The organism is Flavobacterium sp. DSR3-2 (assembly GCF_049896525.1).
Taxonomy (GTDB): domain Bacteria; phylum Bacteroidota; class Bacteroidia; order Flavobacteriales; family Flavobacteriaceae; genus Flavobacterium.
Window position 1 is genome coordinate 28,998 of sequence record NZ_JAFCUM010000018.1, and the last position, 17,491, is coordinate 46,488.

Below are 17,491 nucleotides of genomic sequence, written 5' to 3' on the forward strand. Positions count from 1 at the left end.
ATATAATTTATTTGATGTGTTTTTGTTAAGTAATAAAAAAGAGTTTGATGTGTTTTTGTAGTAAATAATTAAAATGAATATAGAAAAAATATTGCTACTATTGTTTCAAATTACTAATCAATTAACCAAAATTTTTAGAAATATGAAAATTACAAAACTGTTTGTTTTTTGTCTTTTATCTATTCTATTCTCAGTTTACGCGCAAGCACAAGATGTTACTGTAAACGGAAAAGTATACGATGAAAACGGGCTTCCAATCCCAGGAGTCTCTATTTTAATTAAAGGAACTTCGAAAGCTGTAGCAACCGATTTTGATGGAAATTATCAAATTATTGTCGATGCAAAAGGTACTTTAGAATTTAGCTATGTAGGATATACTACAGTAAAAGAGCTAATCAACGGAAGGACTAAAATTGATGTAACACTAAAACCTTCAACAGAAAGTTTACAAGAAGTAGTAGTTGTTGGTTATGGAACTCAAAAGAAAAGTGTTGTAACAGGAGCAATATCTAGCGTGAAAGCAAAAGATCTTGAGAAAGTTCCAAACGGACGAATTGAGCAAGCATTACAAGGAAGAGTTTCTGGGGTTACTATTGCTGCCAGCTCAGGTCAGCCAGGTTCTGCATCTACAATACGTGTTAGAGGTGTAACCACTTTTGGCGATGGCGGTAATAATCCTCTTTGGGTTGTTGACGGCGTTGTTGTTGATGGTGGCGGAATTGGATTCCTAAATCAATCTGATATTGAATCAATTGAAGTATTGAAAGATGCTGCTTCTGCTGCAATTTACGGTACGCGTGCTGCGACAGGAGTAATTTTGGTGACAACCAAAAAAGGAAAATCAGGAAAAATTTCTGTTAATTACAATGGATTTTCAGGTTTTTCTGCACCAGAAAAAACGTTAAATTTACTAAATGCCACGCAATATGGTGCGTTGTTAAATGAGAAATCAGTCGCTGCTGGCGGTCCTGCTATCTTTCCTAATTTATCCGCGTTAGGTGTTGGTACAGATTGGCAAAAAGCAATTTTTAACACCAGTGCCTTTCGTTATTCTCATGAATTAAGCATCAGTGGGGGATCTGATGTTTCTAATTTTTATGCTTCTTTTGGACTTCAAGAACAAGAAGGAATTGTTGCAACAGAAATATCAAATTACAGCAAAAAGAATTTCCGTTTAAACTCGACACATAAAATATCTAAAATATTTACTTTTGGTCAAACATTAGGTTTTTCGAGACAAAAAACAATGGGAATTGGAAATACAAACAGTGAGTTTGGTGGACCGTTAAGTTCAGCAATCAACTTAGATCCAACTACTCCTTTGATAGAAACGGATCCAGTAAAAGCGAATGCTGCGCCCTACGCTACGAATCCTGTAATTCGTGACGCAAATGGAAATCCTTATGGAATCTCAAGCCTGGTGGGTCAAGAAATGACTAATCCTTTGGCTTATGCTAAAACTAGATTAGGAAATTATGGAACTTCAGATGATATTGTGGGTAACGCTTATATCGAAGCCGCTGTAACAAGTCATATTAAAGTAAGATCAACTTTTGGGGCCAAATTATCTTCGTGGGGAGGACAAGGATTTACGCCTGTTTTCTATTTAAGTGCTACTTCTAATGTGCTTAAAAATAACTACAGTAAATATGAAAACAAAAATTTTGCATGGAATGTTGAAAACATATTGACATACACCAATCAATTTGGGGATCATAATGTAACAGTATTATTAGGTCAAGGATCTTATGTTGAAAATATTGGTGGAGGTTTAGGTGCTACATTGTTTGGATTACCAGTAACTAATTATAAAGATGCTTCTTTCAATTTTGATATACCACAATCTGACAGAAGCAGTTATTCGTACGAGTCTATTCATCATAAATTAAATTCATTATTTTCACGTATCAATTATGATTATAAAGAAAAATATTTATTTACAGGGATTATTCGTCGTGACGGTTCCAGTCGTTTTGGTGGAAACAACAAATTTGGTGTATTCCCATCGTTTAATTTAGGGTGGGTGTTAACCAAAGAAGATTTTTGGAAAGAAAATAAAGTGCTTAATACTTTTAAAATTAGGGGTGGATATGGAGTTGTTGGTAATGATGCCATACCAGATTTTAGATACCTTTCGCTTGTTGAAGGCGGTTATAATTATTCATTTGGTAATTCTGGAGCGATTACCACGGGTTATGCTAACCTTACACTTGATAATCCAGATTTGAGATGGGAGGAAACTTCGCAGACCAATATAGGTTTTGAATCGAAATTTTTTAATGACATAAGCCTTACAGTAGACTTATACAAAAAATCGACTAAAGGGATTTTACGACCTATAAACATACCTGGTTATGTTGGTGTTACTTCTAACCCAATTGGGAATGTTGCTGACATGGACAATAAAGGAATCGAGGTGGAATTAGGGTATAAAAAGGCTTTTGGCGATTTTAATTTCTCTGCCAATGGGAATGTAGCATACTTAGAAAATAAAGTTACGTATGTGGCTTCAGATTCTAATTATTTAGTGGGTGATGCTTCTTTTCAAGCAATGGGAGCCGTAACAAGAACGCAAGTAGGGCAGTCGTACAATTCATTTTACGGATTTAGGACAGCCGGTATTTTTCAAAATCAAGCAGAAATTGATGCATATAAGAATTCATCAGATGGTTTAATTCAGCCAAATGCACGTCCAGGCGATTTCCGTTGGGTTGATACAGATGGTAATGGTTCAATAGGAGATAATGACAAGCAATTTTTAGGGAGTAATATTCCAAAATACACTTTTGGACTGACGTTGAATTTGGATTATAAAAACTTTGATTTGATGGCATTTGCTCAGGGTGCAGCAGGAAATAAAATTTTCCAAGGTTTGCGTAGATTGGATGTCGGAAATGCAAACTATCAAACGATAGCTTTAAGCAGGTGGACCGGTGAAGGAACTTCAAATGATTATCCTAGATTAACTAATGATGATACCAATGGTAATTTTGGAAAAATGTCGAATTTTTATTTAGAGGACGGTAATTATCTTAGGTTGAAATTAGTACAACTTGGATATTCATTGCCTAGTAATGTGGTGAGTAAAATTGGAGCCAGTAAAGTACGCTTTTATATAACTGCCGAGAACTTATTGACTATAACAAAATACACGGGTTACGATCCGGAAATTGGTGGCGGTGTATTCGGGATAGACAAAGGGATTTATCCACAAGCAAGAACATTTATGCTTGGAGCTAATTTACAATTTTAATACAATCAAGAATTATGAAAACGATACAATTTAAATATTTACTTATTGCAGCAGCTGTAATTTCATTCGGTTCCTGTTCTGAAGAATTTGTAGAGGTAACTCCAAAGGGGTCATTTCTTTCGGATAATTATTATGCAAATCAAGGCCAAGCTACCGCCGCTTTGGTGGGCGTTTATGACCCAATTAGAAAAAACACAAGTGGTTTCGAAAACATGGTAGGTATGATGAATGCTGGTTCAGATGATCATTTTGCAGGTGGTGGTGGCGCTACGGATGGAGCAGGTATTCAAGGTTTTTCTACACATACCCTAACAAGTACAACTGTTCCTGAAAGTTTTTGGAATGATCATTACCAAGGAATTTTCAGGGCCAACACGTTATTATTGAAATTACCGGGTGTTGCTATGCCCGATGATGTGAAAGCTCGATTTGCCGGAGAATCCAAAGCTTTGAGGGCGATGTATTATTTCAACTTGGTTAGAATATTCAAGAATGTTCCATTATTATTAGATCCTTTGACAGCAACTAATATGTATGATGTTGAGCAAGCAACACCCGATGCGGTCTATGCTCAAATAGAAAAAGATTTAATTGATGCAATCGCCACTTTACCTTCAACGGTTCCCGCTGATACAGAATCTGGACGTTTTACAAAAGGTGCTGCGCAAGCTTTGCTTGGAAAAGTGTATTTACAAGAGGGTAAAAAAACGGAAGCAGCAGCTATTCTAGCCTTATTAAATGGTACACCAGGCGGAACCAATCAATATGGGAATAAATTGTTGACCAATTTTAATGATTTATGGATAGTTTCTAATAAGTTCAACAAAGAGTCACTGATTGAGGTTTCTCATACCAGTGCCGGTAATTCTGACTGGGGATTCTGGGGTTCTGGTCGAGACGAGGGAAATTCGTTGAATGTTATGGTCGGTCCTAGAAGTTATTCAAGACCTTCAGGTTCTACAGCGCCGGATTTACCTTCGGGATGGAGTTTTAATGTTGTTACACAAGATTTATATGATGCCATTAAGTTGGATCCTAGATTTGGTGCTACAATATTAGATTTGAAAGCTTTAAAAGCTGCTGGTAAAGCGGATTATATTGGAGGATATCAAGATACAGGATATTTTTTAAACAAATTTCTTCCACGCAAAGAAGATGTAAGAACGGGTGGTGGAGCTGCAGAATTGAATTATAAACAAAATTCTTATGTCATCAGATTAGCGGATACTTATTTAATGGAAGCCGAAGCATTAGGTTCAGGAGCAAGAGCACAAGCTTTGCTAGATGCAGTTAGATCAAGAGTTGGTTTGCCTTCTGTTCCCGTTACACTTTTGGCCATTAAAAATGAAAGAAGAATGGAACTTGCAGGGGAAGGACACCGATTTTTTGATCTTGTTCGATGGGGCGATGCAACTTCTAAATTATCAAACAGAGGTTTTGTTGCCGGTAAAGATGAAATTTTCCCTATACCACTCAGAGAACTGCAAGGAACAAAATTGAAACAAAACCCAGGCTACAATTAATAAAAGACAAAATTATGAAAAAGATAAAATTAATTTTCAGCTTTATACTAATGCTGGTTGTAGCTGTAAGTTGTACCGTAGAGGGAATTAACAATGATACGGCTCTTTTAGGCACAGAATCATCTGCTAATCTTAATAAAATATTTGATATCAGCACTGATAATTCAGGAAAAGTAATAATCACACCTACCGCAGATGGTGCTGTTTCGTTCAAAGTAGACTATGGTCAAGGAACGGTATCGCCAGTGACGGTAGTACCTGGAGCTAGTGCAACCCATATTTATCCGGAAGGGAAGTATACTGTAAAAATTAGTGCCAAATCAATTTCTGGAGCCACAACTGAGCAAACATTTCCATTAGATGTTGTCTATAGAGCACCTGAAAACGTAACTGTTACTTTAAATAAAAGCATTCACAATTTAAAAGTAAAAGCCAAAGCAGATTATGCAAAATCATACTTAGTTTATTTTGGGGATGTTATTAATGAAGTTGGAACGCCATTATCTAATGACGGAGAAGTTTCTCATGATTATGCAGTTGCCGGAACTTATGGTGTAAAAGTTGTTGCGTTAAGCGGTGGTGCCGCCAAAACAGAAAAAACGACATCAACAATTATATACAATGCGTATGGGTTACCAATCACCTATGAATTAGCGACTCAAAATTATGGAGTGGGTGGAACTTTTGGAGGGATTTCAACAGCCGTACTAGCCAATCCTTTTCCAATAGGGTTAAACACTAGCGCCAAGGTTTGGAAATATACTAAGTCTTCAGGGGCAGAAACTTGGAGCGGAACTTATTCTCCATTGGATACTCCAATAGATTTTGCAACGGGAAAGAAAATCAAATTATTGCTGTATGCAACCGAAGTTGGCAAAAGTCTAAATGTAGAATTAGAATGGGCCGTAGGTGGAACGCCTGCAAATGGTGTTGCTGTTTTAAAAGTAGCGAATACTTTAGCCAATTCTTGGGAAGAATTAGTCTTTGATTTCAGTGCTATTGCGGCAATTCCGGCTAATGCCAAATTTACTCAACTTGTATTTAGATACGATGATTCAGCGAAAGGATCAGGAGAAGTAATTTATATAGACAATATTAGATTAACTAATTAAAAAAAATATGAAAACAAATATCAAATACATTTTAGGGCTTTTCATAATAGCACTAACATTTAGTAGCTGCAACGAAGAAGAATATACTTTGGGCGATTTATCGGCACCTGCAAATGTTGTAATCAATACTGAGGTTGTCGGCGTAGATGCAGCGCATCCAAATGGTGATGGTTCAGGAAACGTAAAAATTTCTGTAACTGGAGACAATGCTCTTTCGTATAAAATTGATTATGATGCCAGTACTCCAATGGATTTAGTTTATTTACCAACGGGTAAGACTACTAAAAAATATACGTCTGTTGGGATAAATACGTATAGAATCACAGTTATTGCTTATGGTAAAGGAGGAACTTCGACTAATCTTACTAAAGATATAACGGTAAGAAGTGATTTTACTGCTAATCCAGAGATTGTTACTGCTTTAACGAATAATGCTTCAAAAACATGGGTAGTAGATAAAAGTGTAGCAGGACATATTGGTGTTGGTCCTTGGAACGTTGCTTCTATCAGACCAGAATGGTGGGCCGGTGGTGTTAATGAAAAAGTAGCTTCAGCAAATTGTTTTTACACCGCTACTTTTACTTTTGCCAAAGTTGCCGTTTCAGGAACGTTCTCACTGAAAGTTTCTACTCCGGACGGTGCGTTCACAAAAACAGGTTCATTGACAACACTTCCGGGTATTCCCGGTTCAGGAGATGAAGGATGTTATAGTTATGGTGGTGGAACTTCTGTTTTTAGTTTCATCCCAGCATCATCGGGAGCGCCAATAGTACCAACTAATAAAGATAATTCTACTTCTACTCAAACCAGTATTTTATTGTCTGGCGTAAGTACTTTCATAGGATATGGTGCAGTTCAAAAGGAATATGAAATTTTGGTTGTAACACCAACCTATTTGTTTCTTCGTGTACAAGGAACCGAAACTGGAAATGCTTGGTATCTAAAATTAAAACCGGCCCTTTAGTAAATAATAAAATGTAAGCTCAGATCTGTAAAAAGTTTGAGCTTTATTGTACGGATTAATCGTAAAAACTTTTTAAAGGATGGGAAATACTATGGCACTTCAATTTTCAAAAAATAAGAATTGTTTGTTTTTATTGGCTTTAACTAATTTTTTCCTATTGTTTTCCTGCAGTGGAAGCAACAATTCGGAAGACGGAACCGTGACTGCGCCTTCAAATCTCATGGTGTCAGCAACAGTAGCTGGTGCATCAGCACAAAATCCAAACGGCGATGGTAGCGGAACAGTTAATTTCAACATAAGTGCAACTAACGCCTCTTCCTATAAAATTTTACTTGGTAACGGAGAAACCAAAGAATTAACAAACGGAAGTTTTACTTATAACTATACAACAGCCGGTACAAATACTTATGTTATATATGTGTCAGCCTATAATTCAGTGCAATTTGTTTCTTCGACTGTTTCAGTAACGGTTTTCGTAGGTTCTGTTTTGGTGTGGTCAGATGAGTTTAATACCAATGGGTCACCCGATAGTTCAAAATGGGGTTATGATTTAGGCGCAGGTGGTTGGGGGAATAATGAATCCCAATATTACACTAACCGACCCGAAAACATAATTGTTCAAGATGGTTTGTTAAAAATTAAAACGCTTAAAGAAAGTTTCAGTGGAAGCAATTATACTTCGGCTCGAATCCTTACAAAAGATAAATTTTCGTTCAAATACGGAAGAGTAGAAATTAGAGCAAAACTGGCTTTGGGTGCGGGAACTTGGTCTGCTTTATGGATGTTGGGAAGTAATATAAGTACTGCGGGTTGGCCGGCTTGTGGAGAAATTGACATGATGGAACACGTTGGCAACGATCTGAATAGGATTCATGGAACCTTACATTCTCCCGGACGTTCGGGAAATTCACTCGATTCAGGAAAGGTTCTAATTTCAAATGCTGCCACTGAATTTCACGTTTATTCTACAGAATGGTCAGCAACATCAATCAAGTTTTACGTTGATAGTCAACTGTTTTATACATTTGTAAATTCGGCTAGTTTTCCTTTTAATCAAAATTTTTTCTTAATCATAAATTGTGCAATGGGAGGAAATTTTGGCGGAGCAATAGATCCTAATTTTGTGGCTTCCACTTTTGAGGTAGATTACATTAGGGTTTATAATTAATTATATTTTTGTTTAGTTAGGACTTCATTAAGAGCTTCTGCTTGTAAGTTGGACAGAAGCTCAAGTGAAGTTTTATACGCAATATCAACTATAAATTCAGCAAAACTGTATAAATAAATCAGGTATAAAAATAAGTGTTTCGGTGGTTTGTTTGCATAAGAAATTTGAATTATTCAGACGAAAATTAAAAAACTCAACGCCAAAAAATCACCCTTTTATTTTGATGGCGTTATAAACAAATATTCTACAGTAAACAGCATAATAAAGGTTAAAAAAAAATGGATGAATGCCGCGATGCTACACAAGTACAACTTTTCGGGTTCTGTGGAAAAGTCACGAGTTTTAAGCACAGCGAATCCGTAAATAAATCGATAGATTTTTTTTCTTTCGAAGAATATTATTTTGAATGTCGACAAAAATGTGGTTTTATGAGATGCAAAAGATTCGGAATATTTATCAGATCATTTACTGGTTTATGTCGAAATAAACTTTAAATAAATTATGAACACTATAAAAAATTGTATGAAATTTTTAGCTGTATTAACCTTAACGTTGCTTATGTCAAAATGTTCTCCATCAGGAGAGCCTGTTGATCCAGCGCCAACTCCAACTCCAACTCCGCCAGTGGCAGTAACAAATCAAATGGATTTTTGGTTGACCAAAGGAAATCAAAGTGTGGCACTTCAAAAGCAAACCTCAATTTTAGCATTTGGCACAGCTTATAATAATTATGCAAATATTGAAGTCGACGATACTAAAACGTTTCAAACAATCGATGGTTTTGGATATACTTTAACGGGAGGCAGCGCACAGGTTATTAATCAATTAAACGCGCAAAAGAGACAAGAATTGTTGAAAGAATTGTTTGGGAATAATGATAATTCAATTGCAATTAGCTATTTGAGAGTTAGTATTGGCGCCTCAGATTTAAATGCCGCGCCATTTACCTATGATGATTTGCCAAGCGGACAAACGGATGTAAATTTGGATAAATTTAGTTTGGCACCAGATAAAACGGATTTAATTCCAATGCTAAAAGAAATCGTAGCAATAAATCCTAATATTAAAATCATGGCAGCTCCATGGTCGCCACCAGTGTGGATGAAAGATAATAATGGATTTGTAGGCGGAAGCTTAAAACCGGAATTTTACGCCGTTTATGCAAGATATTTCGTGAAATATATTCAAACAATGAAAGCCGAAGGAATTACCATTGATGCCGTTACGCCACAAAACGAACCGTTGCATCCAGGCAATAATCCTAGTATGTTGATGATTGCGTTGCATCAGGCTGATTTTATAAAAAATCATTTAGGTCCCGCTTTCAAGACTGCAAATTTGTCCACTAAAATTGTAGCATATGACCATAATTGCAACAAACCGGAATATCCTATTGCGGTACTGAATGATCCGGGAGCGAATCGTTATATTGACGGCTCAGCATTTCATTTGTATGAAGGAGATATAAGTGCTTTATCTGCAGTTCATGATGCTTTCCCTAATAAAAACATCTATTTTACGGAGCAATACACGTCTTCGACAGGCAGTTTTGAAGGGGATTTAAAATGGCATGTAAAAAATGTAATTATTGGTTCCATGCGAAATTGGAGTAAAACAGCCTTGGAATGGAACTTAGCAAATAATGCTTCTTTTGGACCAAATACTCTCGGTGGTTGCACTACTTGTAAAGGTGCATTGACGATCAACAGCAGTGATAGTTTTACAAGAAATGTAGCCTATTATATAATTGCTCATGCTTCCAAATTTGTTCCTGCTGGTTCAGTGCGAATTTTGAGTAACTTTAGTGGAAATTTGAATAATGTGGCATTTAAAACGCCTGATGGCAAAAAAGTTCTAATCGTTGAGAATGATGGAAGCACTTCTGAAATTTTTAATATTAAATACAATGGAAATTGGATTACAACTTCACTGGAAGCAGGATCAGTTGCAACGTATATCTGGTAAAATAGCAATCGCATAACAATGAATATCATGAAAAAAATAACCGCAGTACTACTTTTGGCAACGTCTTTTTTAGCTTTTTCGCAGCAAAAGAACCAAGCTAAACTTAAATATTTTTCTACCAAAGACAAAACGATTACCGTTTATACGACAGCTGAAAATACAGATTTACGATTAACAGAAACTGATAAATTGAGCTTTGGTACTTCAAAACAACCTTTGGAAACAGAGATTTCTGTTTTTGTTGAGCCAACAAAAATGTTTCAAAAATTTATGGGAATTGGCGGAGCAATCACCGATGCCAGCGCTGAGGTTTTTGCAAAATTAAGTAAAGAGAAACAACAAGAATTTTTAAACGCTTACTATGATAAAGAAAAAGGAATTGGGTATTCCTTATTAAGAACCACCATTCACAGTTCTGATTTCTCGAGCGGAAGTTATACCTATATCAAGGACGGAGACAAGGATTTAAAAACGTTCAATATTGATCATGACAGACAATATCGTATTCCAATGCTGAAAGAAGCCATAAAAACGGCTGGCGGAAAATTATTGCTTTATGTTTCGCCATGGAGTCCCCCCGCTTTTATGAAAAGCAATGGTAGCATGCTAAAAGGAGGAACCTTACTTCCGGAATATTACCAATCTTGGGCAAATTATTACACAAAATTTATCAAAGCTTATGAGAAGGAAGGAATGCCAATTTGGGGATTGACCGTTCAAAACGAACCAATGGCAACACAAACTTGGGAATCCTGCGTGTACTCTGCGGAAGCTGAAAGAGATTTTTTGAAAAATTTTCTGGGGCCAACAATGAAAAAAGAAGGTTTAGGAGATAAAAAAATAGTGGTTTGGGATCACAACCGTGATTTGATGAATCAGAGAGCCAATGTTATTTTCTCTGACCCGGAAGCTTCAAAATATGCATGGGGAATGGGATTTCATTGGTATGAAACTTGGGCAGGAGGAGCCCCAATGTTTGATAATGTTCGAAAAGTACACGAAGCCTATCCCTCGAAAAATTTACTATTTACCGAAGGTTGCGTCGAAAGATTTGATGCTAAGAAATACCAATTATGGGCAAACGGAGAACGATACGGCACTTCTATGATAAACGATTTTAATAATGGAACTGTGGGTTGGACGGATTGGAACATTCTTTTGGACCAAAATGGCGGACCCAATCACGTAGGAAATTTTTGTTTTGCACCTATTCATGCCGATACAAATTCGGGAGAATTAATCTATACGCCGTCGTATTATTACATTGGGCATTTCTCAAAATTTATTCGACCAGATGCTAAAAGAATCAGTACAGCAGTAAGCCGAAGCAGTTTGATAAGTACGTCATTCCTGAATAAAGACGGAAAAATGGTTACAGTGGTAATGAATCAAAGCGATAAAAAAGTCACATATAATTTAATTATCGCTACCGAGAAAACGGTTGTTGAAATTCCGGCTCACGGGATTCAAACATTAGTGTATTAATTTTAAAACCAACTTTATGAAAAAAATAGTTTTAATAGCCTTTATTTCTTTTTCATTTGCCTCGTTTGGACAAGGTTTTTTGCATAGAAAAGGACAAGAAATTGTCGATGGGAATGACCAAAAAGTGATCTTGCGAGGTTTAGGATTGGGTGGATGGATGGTCCAGGAAGGATATATGCTTCAAACCGGTTCGTTTGCTGGTCCTCAACATATGATTAAGCAAAAAATAACGGATTTAATTGGTGCCAAAAATACCGAAGAATTTTATGATGCTTACAAAGCAAATGGAATAACGAAGAGTGACATCGATTCATTGGCGGCTTGGGGATTTAATTCCGTTCGCTTGCCGATGCATTATAATTTATATACGTTGCCTCTTGAACAAGAAGCGGTTTCAGGTCAAAATACTTGGCTGGAGGAAGGTTTTAAAATGACCGATGATTTATTGAAATGGTGTGCTGCCAATAAAATTTATTTGATTTTAGATTTGCATGCAGCTCCCGGCGGTCAGGGAAAAGATGCCAATATCTCAGATCATGACCCCGAAAAACCATCACTTTGGGAAAGTACAGCAAATCAGGATAAAATGGTGGCACTTTGGGAAAAGTTAGCGGTGCGTTACAAAAACAATCCTTGGATTGGAGCTTATGATATTATCAACGAGCCCAATTGGAATTTTACGGGAACGAATCAAAATGGTTGTGATGAAATGTCGAATGCGCCTTTAAAAGCGTTACAAGTTAGAGTTACAAATGCGATTCGAGCTATTGATACAAATCATTTAATTTTCATTGAAGGAAATTGCTGGGGAAATAATTACAATGGTATGTTTCCGCTTTGGGATGAAAATATGGCGGTGAGTTTTCACAAATATTGGAATCAAAATGACACCGCGTCGATACAAAAAATGTTGGACTACAGAACCCAATACAATGTGCCAATTTGGTTGGGAGAAAGTGGTGAAAACTCAAATGTTTGGTTCAAGGAAGCCATCTCTTTAATGGAGTCTAATAACATTGGTTGGGCTTTTTGGCCAATGAAAAAAATTGAAAGCTTAGCTGGAGTTACGTCAGTAACAAAAACTCAGGAATACGATCAATTGCTGGAATATTGGCAAAACGGAGGAAAAAAGCCAACAGTGGATTTTGCTAAAAACGCCTTACTGCAAATTGCTGAAAACTTCAAAATGAAAAAACTGACCATTAGGCATGATGTGATTGATGCAATGTTCAGACAAGTTCAAACAACTGAAACAAAGAATTATAAAAATCATTCGTTGCCGGGTCGAATATTCGCAACAGAATATGATTTAGGACAAAACGGTTACGCGTATTTGGATAAAGATGTAGCTAATTATGATGGTACTAAATTTACCAAATGGAACAAAGGCGGAATGATGCGAAATGATGGGGTTGATATTCAATCTTGTAACGATGCAATGACAAATGGATTTCATGTTGCGTTTATTGAAGATGGCGAATGGCTGCAATACACCGTTGAGGTGAACGCCAAAACTACCTTTGATGTTGCTATTCGGTATGCAAGTGCTGTCGCTGGTGGAAAACTTTATTTGGAAGATGAAAATGGTAGAATTTCTGAAACAATAACAATTCCATCTTCAGGTGAAATAAATAATTGGAAAACCGTAACATTAAAAAATGTTGTTTTAAAACAAGGAATGAATAAAGTCAAAGTGCATTTTGAAAAAGGAAATTTCAATTTGAACTTTTTAGAATTCAAAATTCCAGTCGAGTTAAAAAAATGAAAGGTTATTTCCTATTCTTTGGATTATGAGATAAATGAATTTGATTATAAAAATAATAGTATTTAGAAATGAAAAAAATAGGAACTATAACTCTTTTATTGACCTGCTTTATTGCGTTGTCACAACAAAAAACAATAGACCAAAAAGTTAATGCGTTGCTGAAGCAAATGACACTTGAAGAGAAAATTGGGCAACTCAATCAATACACGGGAAATAATCAAGCGACAGGACCCATAACGATAAATCCAAATAAGGAAACCGAAATCAAAAAAGGTTTAATAGGCTCGATGTTGAATGTTATTGGTACTAAATATACCCGCCAATATCAGGAATTAGCGATGCAGTCGAGATTGAAAATTCCTTTGTTGTTTGGTCAGGATGTTATTCATGGGTACAAAACTACTTTTCCAATTCCTTTGGCGGAAGCAGCAAGTTGGGATTTAGTCGCGATGGAACTTTCGGCAAGAATTGCCGCTGTCGAAGCATCGGCAAGTGGAATTCATTGGACATTTGCACCCATGGTTGATATTGCTCGAGATCCGCGTTGGGGACGCGTAATGGAGGGCGCGGGAGAAGACACCTATTTAGGTTCGAAAATTGCTTATGCCAGAGTGAAAGGTTTTCAAGAAAAATTAGGCAATGTCAATTCGGTAATGGCTTGCGTGAAACATTTTGCGGCTTACGGCGCTGCAATTGGCGGGAGAGATTACAACTCAGTTGATATGAGCGAAAGAATGCTTTGGGAAACGTATTTGCCGCCTTTCAAATCTGCTTTGGATGCTGGTGCGGCCACTTTTATGAATTCATTTAATGACCTTAACGGAATTCCTGCAACCGGAAATAAATATTTACAACGAGATATTCTAAAAGACAAATGGAACTTTCAAGGTTTTGTAGTTTCTGATTGGGGTTCGATCGGGGAAATGGTCAATCATGGATACTCAAAAGATACCAAAGAAGCAGCATTACAAGCTATTGTAGCAGGAAGTGATATGGATATGGAAAGCAATGCTTATCGCTACCATTTGGCGGAATTGGTTCAAGAAAATAAAGTGCCAATTGCCTTGATTGATGACGCTGTAAAAAGAATTTTACGTAAGAAATTTGAATTAGGACTTTTTGACAATCCGTATAAATACTCCAATCTTGATAGAGAACAAGCCGCAATGAATAATCCGGAGCACAGAAAAGCAGCAAGGATCGTTGCAGCAAAAAGCATCGTATTATTAAAAAACGCTAACCCGCCAGGGAGTGAGAAAAATATTTTACCCCTTTCCAAAGACACGAAAACAATTGCTTTTATTGGCCCTTTGGTAAAAGAACACAAACAAAATATGGGTTTTTGGGCGGTAGAATTACCAGAGTTGGATTATAATACACAAGTTGTTTCACAATGGGAAGGACTGCAAAATAAGGTAGGCAGCTCCAGTAAATTGCTTTACGCCAAAGGGTGTGAGATCGATGGGGATAACAAAGATGGTTTTGCAGAAGCAATAGCCATTGCCAATCAAGCGGATATCGTAATTTTGAGTATTGGTGAAAGAGCGGATATGAGTGGTGAAGCTAAAAGTCGTAGTAATATTCATTTGCCAGGCGTTCAGGAAGAATTGGTAAAAGCAATACAAGCGACTGGGAAGCCGGTTGTGGTTTTAATTAACGCAGGAAGACCGCTCGTTTTTAATTGGACGGCTGATAATGTTCCCGCAATCCTTTATACTTGGTGGTTGGGTAGTGAAGCAGGAAATGCTATCGCGGATGTTTTGTTTGGCGATTACAATCCATCGGGAAAATTGCCAATGACTTTTCCAAGAGCAGAAGGACAAATTCCTATTTATTACAATCACTTTAATACAGGAAGACCCGCTCCAAATGACACCGCTTTTAATTATGTTTCGGCCTATACGGATTTAAACAACAGCCCTAAATTTCCTTTTGGCTATGGATTAAGTTATACTACTTTTGTATATTCAGATTTAAAACTATCTAAAAATAAGATAAAAATTACGGAAAAAATCACGGTTTCATTACATGTAAAAAATACAGGAAATGTGGCTGGAGAAGAGGTGGTACAGCTATATCTAAGAGACAAAGTAGGATCTGTAGTTCGGCCAATTATTGAGTTGAAAGATTTTCAAAAGATACAACTTAATCCGGGTGAAACTAAAGTGTTGGAATTTATCATAGACAAGGAAAAATTATCTTTTTACAATGCAGCTTTACAGTGGATTACTGAACCAGGAGATTTTGATTTAATGATTGGCTCATCTTCGACAGATATTCGTTTAAAAAACACTTTTGAATTAGAAAAATAAAAAACCTCAATCGACAATTTACCTATAAGTCCTGTCGATTGAGTTTTAAATACTTTTACAACAACATTTTATAATAATTTTAATTTTGGCTTATAGCCGTCAAAAGACCATCAAGAACTGCGTCTGCAAATTTCCCTCCTGATAAAAAAAGAATTTATTTCTTGGCCCATAGGCTAATATAGCTTGAAAAAAGTAAGTTGCTTTTTTCCCATATTCCATTTCTAGTTTTTTTGTGGCACTTATAAAACGTTGAACTCCATAAATAAAACCATTAGCAATTTCTTCTCGCAAAACTAGAACTTCAGAAAAATATTGCCAGTTTCTTCCTCCAATTAGGGCGTACTTCATGCCTAATCTGAATACGTAACTAGTTGAAAATTATTCACTTTAAATTCAATTCCGAAAGGTTTATCCATTTTTTATGCCGTAACAGTATTCTAGGAAGCGGCAACTGATAATGTTGTTGAAAAACAATCCTAAATTACTTAATAATTCATGCGTGGGTATACGAATGTGATTCCAGTCCTAGTCCAATAATTAATTAAATGATTTTTTTAGCTGTAATTCACTATAAATATGTTTTTTAATCGAATGGATTTGTTTCTTTGTCCAATATTTTTATCTTAAGGTAAAAATAATGAATGATGCGTTTTTAAAATCAAATGTTCCTTAACTTTCTTAAGAAAAGTGAATTAAATCGTGAGACTAAAAATTATATTTTAATGACTAGAAAATAAGCAGATGTTAAAAAATATTTTAGATAATAAGGAATTATACCAACCGGGTTTGTCGATAGATTGTGTGATTTTTGGATTTCATGACAATCAGCTCAAAGTGTTGTTAATAAAAACAAAGTATAGTGATAAATGGGCTTTGCCCGGGGGGTTTGTGCCTATAAATGAAGATATTGATCAGGCTGCAGTAACTGTTTTAAATTGTAGAACTGGATTGAAAGGAATTTTTCTGAGGCAGTTTTCGACATTTGGCGCAGCCAGACGGACCAATATTGTTACCAGTAATTCAGTACTGGAATTTTACGGAATACCTTTAGACGAAGGGAAATGGTATGCTAGCCGTTTTGTAACGGTTGGTTATTATGCCTTAGTCGATTTTTTGCAAACAATTCCGCAGCCTTTAGATAACAACGAAATTGTAGAGTGGATTGATCATAATGCGGTGCCAGAATTGATTTTAGATCACAGACAAATTCTGGATACAGCATTGAAAACCCTTCGTATGGAATTAAATTTAATGCCGGTAGGATATAATTTATTACCCGAAAAATTTACGATTCCGGAATTACAAAAATTATATGAAACTATCTTAGGTAGAAAACTCGACCGTAGAAATTTTCTACGTAAGATAACGGCAATCGGGATTTTAACAAAGCTGGATGAGAAGAAAAGTAATGTAGCTCATAAAGCGCCAAATTTATACAGTTTTGATAAAGAAAAATACGAAGAAGTCGTTAAAAACGGATTGACGCAGGGTTGGTAATTTAAAAAAAAATATAAAAAAACTCCATTATTTCTAATGGAGTTTTTTGTATGTCGCTATTTTTTTCTTGTTGAGGTTATCTAATCTTTTTGTACAACCCGCAACTTTTAAACTTAGTCCTATTTTAGGATGGGACAATATTAGACATAAAAAAACTCCATTATTTCTAATGAAGTTTTTTGTGGTCCATACGGGACTGTTTACGAACCATTTTATGCAGGATTTGAAGAAATTGAGGAAGTTGTAAATCAAATTAATTTGGTTCAAATCCAATCATGGTCTCTAATTTACTTTATTCTAATATTGACCCTGTCGGGACAATTTTCGAACCATTTTTTAGAAGATTTGAAGCTTTTGAGTATGTTATAATTTGTTTAATCAAACTAATCGATAACATTAAGTTTATTCTTAACCCCATATTCACTTTAACTTAGTATGTCCAAGGTT

At 36.0% G+C, this 17,491-nt stretch carries 11 protein-coding genes; 10 read left to right on the top strand and 1 reads right to left on the bottom strand.

Features of this window, described 5'->3' with window-relative positions; all coding sequences use genetic code 11:
• Positions 1-142 precede the first annotated feature (142 nt).
• The 9 genes from ACP7AV_RS16165 (at position 143) to ACP7AV_RS16205 (ending at position 15,547) form a co-directional block, all read left to right on the top strand.
• Positions 143-3,253 (top strand): SusC/RagA family TonB-linked outer membrane protein, encoded by a 3,111-nt coding sequence (locus tag ACP7AV_RS16165; RefSeq protein ID WP_426092828.1) that lies wholly within the window; start codon positions 143-145, stop codon positions 3,251-3,253.
• Positions 3,254-3,267: 14 nt separating this feature from the next.
• A complete protein-coding gene (locus ACP7AV_RS16170) occupies positions 3,268-4,776 on the top strand; it encodes a RagB/SusD family nutrient uptake outer membrane protein (RefSeq protein ID WP_426092829.1) in 1,509 nt (502 codons plus the stop codon).
• A gap of 14 nt (positions 4,777-4,790) precedes the next feature.
• Positions 4,791-5,888, top strand: a complete 1,098-nt coding sequence (locus tag ACP7AV_RS16175) for a hypothetical protein (protein WP_426092830.1) — start codon at positions 4,791-4,793, stop codon at positions 5,886-5,888.
• 7 nt (positions 5,889-5,895) lie between these two features.
• Positions 5,896-6,852: a hypothetical protein gene (locus ACP7AV_RS16180; protein ID WP_426092831.1), complete on the top strand. Its 957-nt coding sequence runs from the start codon at positions 5,896-5,898 to the stop codon at positions 6,850-6,852.
• A gap of 79 nt (positions 6,853-6,931) precedes the next feature.
• Positions 6,932-8,020, top strand: a complete 1,089-nt coding sequence (locus ACP7AV_RS16185; RefSeq protein WP_426092833.1) for a family 16 glycosylhydrolase — start codon at positions 6,932-6,934, stop codon at positions 8,018-8,020.
• 522 nt (positions 8,021-8,542) lie between these two features.
• Positions 8,543-9,985: a glycoside hydrolase family 30 protein gene (locus ACP7AV_RS16190; protein ID WP_426092834.1), complete on the top strand. Its 1,443-nt coding sequence runs from the start codon at positions 8,543-8,545 to the stop codon at positions 9,983-9,985.
• Positions 9,986-10,012: 27 nt separating this feature from the next.
• On the top strand, positions 10,013-11,470 hold the full coding sequence (locus tag ACP7AV_RS16195; protein WP_426092835.1) for a glycoside hydrolase family 30 protein: 1,458 nt from the start codon (positions 10,013-10,015) through the stop codon (positions 11,468-11,470).
• Positions 11,471-11,486: 16 nt separating this feature from the next.
• Positions 11,487-13,235, top strand: coding sequence for a cellulase family glycosylhydrolase (locus ACP7AV_RS16200; RefSeq protein ID WP_426092836.1), 1,749 nt, complete (start codon positions 11,487-11,489; stop codon positions 13,233-13,235).
• 68 nt (positions 13,236-13,303) lie between these two features.
• A complete protein-coding gene (locus ACP7AV_RS16205; protein ID WP_426092837.1) occupies positions 13,304-15,547 on the top strand; it encodes a glycoside hydrolase family 3 N-terminal domain-containing protein in 2,244 nt (747 codons plus the stop codon).
• A 99-nt stretch (positions 15,548-15,646) separates the two neighbouring features.
• On the opposite strand, the gene ACP7AV_RS16210 is transcribed toward ACP7AV_RS16205, so the two are convergent.
• The gene (locus ACP7AV_RS16210) at positions 15,647-15,895 is read right to left on the bottom strand and encodes a hypothetical protein (protein WP_426092838.1); all 249 of its coding nucleotides are present in this window, start codon (positions 15,893-15,895) and stop codon (positions 15,647-15,649) included.
• A 393-nt stretch (positions 15,896-16,288) separates the two neighbouring features.
• Here ACP7AV_RS16210 and ACP7AV_RS16215 point away from each other — a divergent pair, with 393 nt between their 5' ends.
• On the top strand, positions 16,289-17,044 hold the full coding sequence (locus ACP7AV_RS16215) for an NUDIX hydrolase (protein ID WP_426092839.1): 756 nt from the start codon (positions 16,289-16,291) through the stop codon (positions 17,042-17,044).
• The last annotated feature ends 447 nt before the right edge of the window (positions 17,045-17,491 follow it).

Excerpts from the sequence above, each read along its gene's own strand:
- ACP7AV_RS16165 (WP_426092828.1), top strand. The coding sequence starts at position 143 with ATGAAAATTACAAAACTGTTTGTTTTTTGTCTTTTATCTATTCTATTC.
- ACP7AV_RS16170 (WP_426092829.1), top strand. The coding sequence starts at position 3,268 with ATGAAAACGATACAATTTAAATATTTACTTATTGCAGCAGCTGTAATT.
- ACP7AV_RS16175 (WP_426092830.1), top strand. The coding sequence starts at position 4,791 with ATGAAAAAGATAAAATTAATTTTCAGCTTTATACTAATGCTGGTTGTA.
- ACP7AV_RS16180 (WP_426092831.1), top strand. The coding sequence starts at position 5,896 with ATGAAAACAAATATCAAATACATTTTAGGGCTTTTCATAATAGCACTA.
- ACP7AV_RS16185 (WP_426092833.1), top strand. The coding sequence starts at position 6,932 with ATGGGAAATACTATGGCACTTCAATTTTCAAAAAATAAGAATTGTTTG.
- ACP7AV_RS16190 (WP_426092834.1), top strand. The coding sequence starts at position 8,543 with ATGAAATTTTTAGCTGTATTAACCTTAACGTTGCTTATGTCAAAATGT.
- ACP7AV_RS16195 (WP_426092835.1), top strand. The coding sequence starts at position 10,013 with ATGAAAAAAATAACCGCAGTACTACTTTTGGCAACGTCTTTTTTAGCT.
- ACP7AV_RS16200 (WP_426092836.1), top strand. The coding sequence starts at position 11,487 with ATGAAAAAAATAGTTTTAATAGCCTTTATTTCTTTTTCATTTGCCTCG.
- ACP7AV_RS16205 (WP_426092837.1), top strand. The coding sequence starts at position 13,304 with ATGAAAAAAATAGGAACTATAACTCTTTTATTGACCTGCTTTATTGCG.
- ACP7AV_RS16210 (WP_426092838.1), bottom strand. The coding sequence starts at position 15,895 with ATGAAGTACGCCCTAATTGGAGGAAGAAACTGGCAATATTTTTCTGAA.
- ACP7AV_RS16215 (WP_426092839.1), top strand. The coding sequence starts at position 16,289 with ATGTTAAAAAATATTTTAGATAATAAGGAATTATACCAACCGGGTTTG.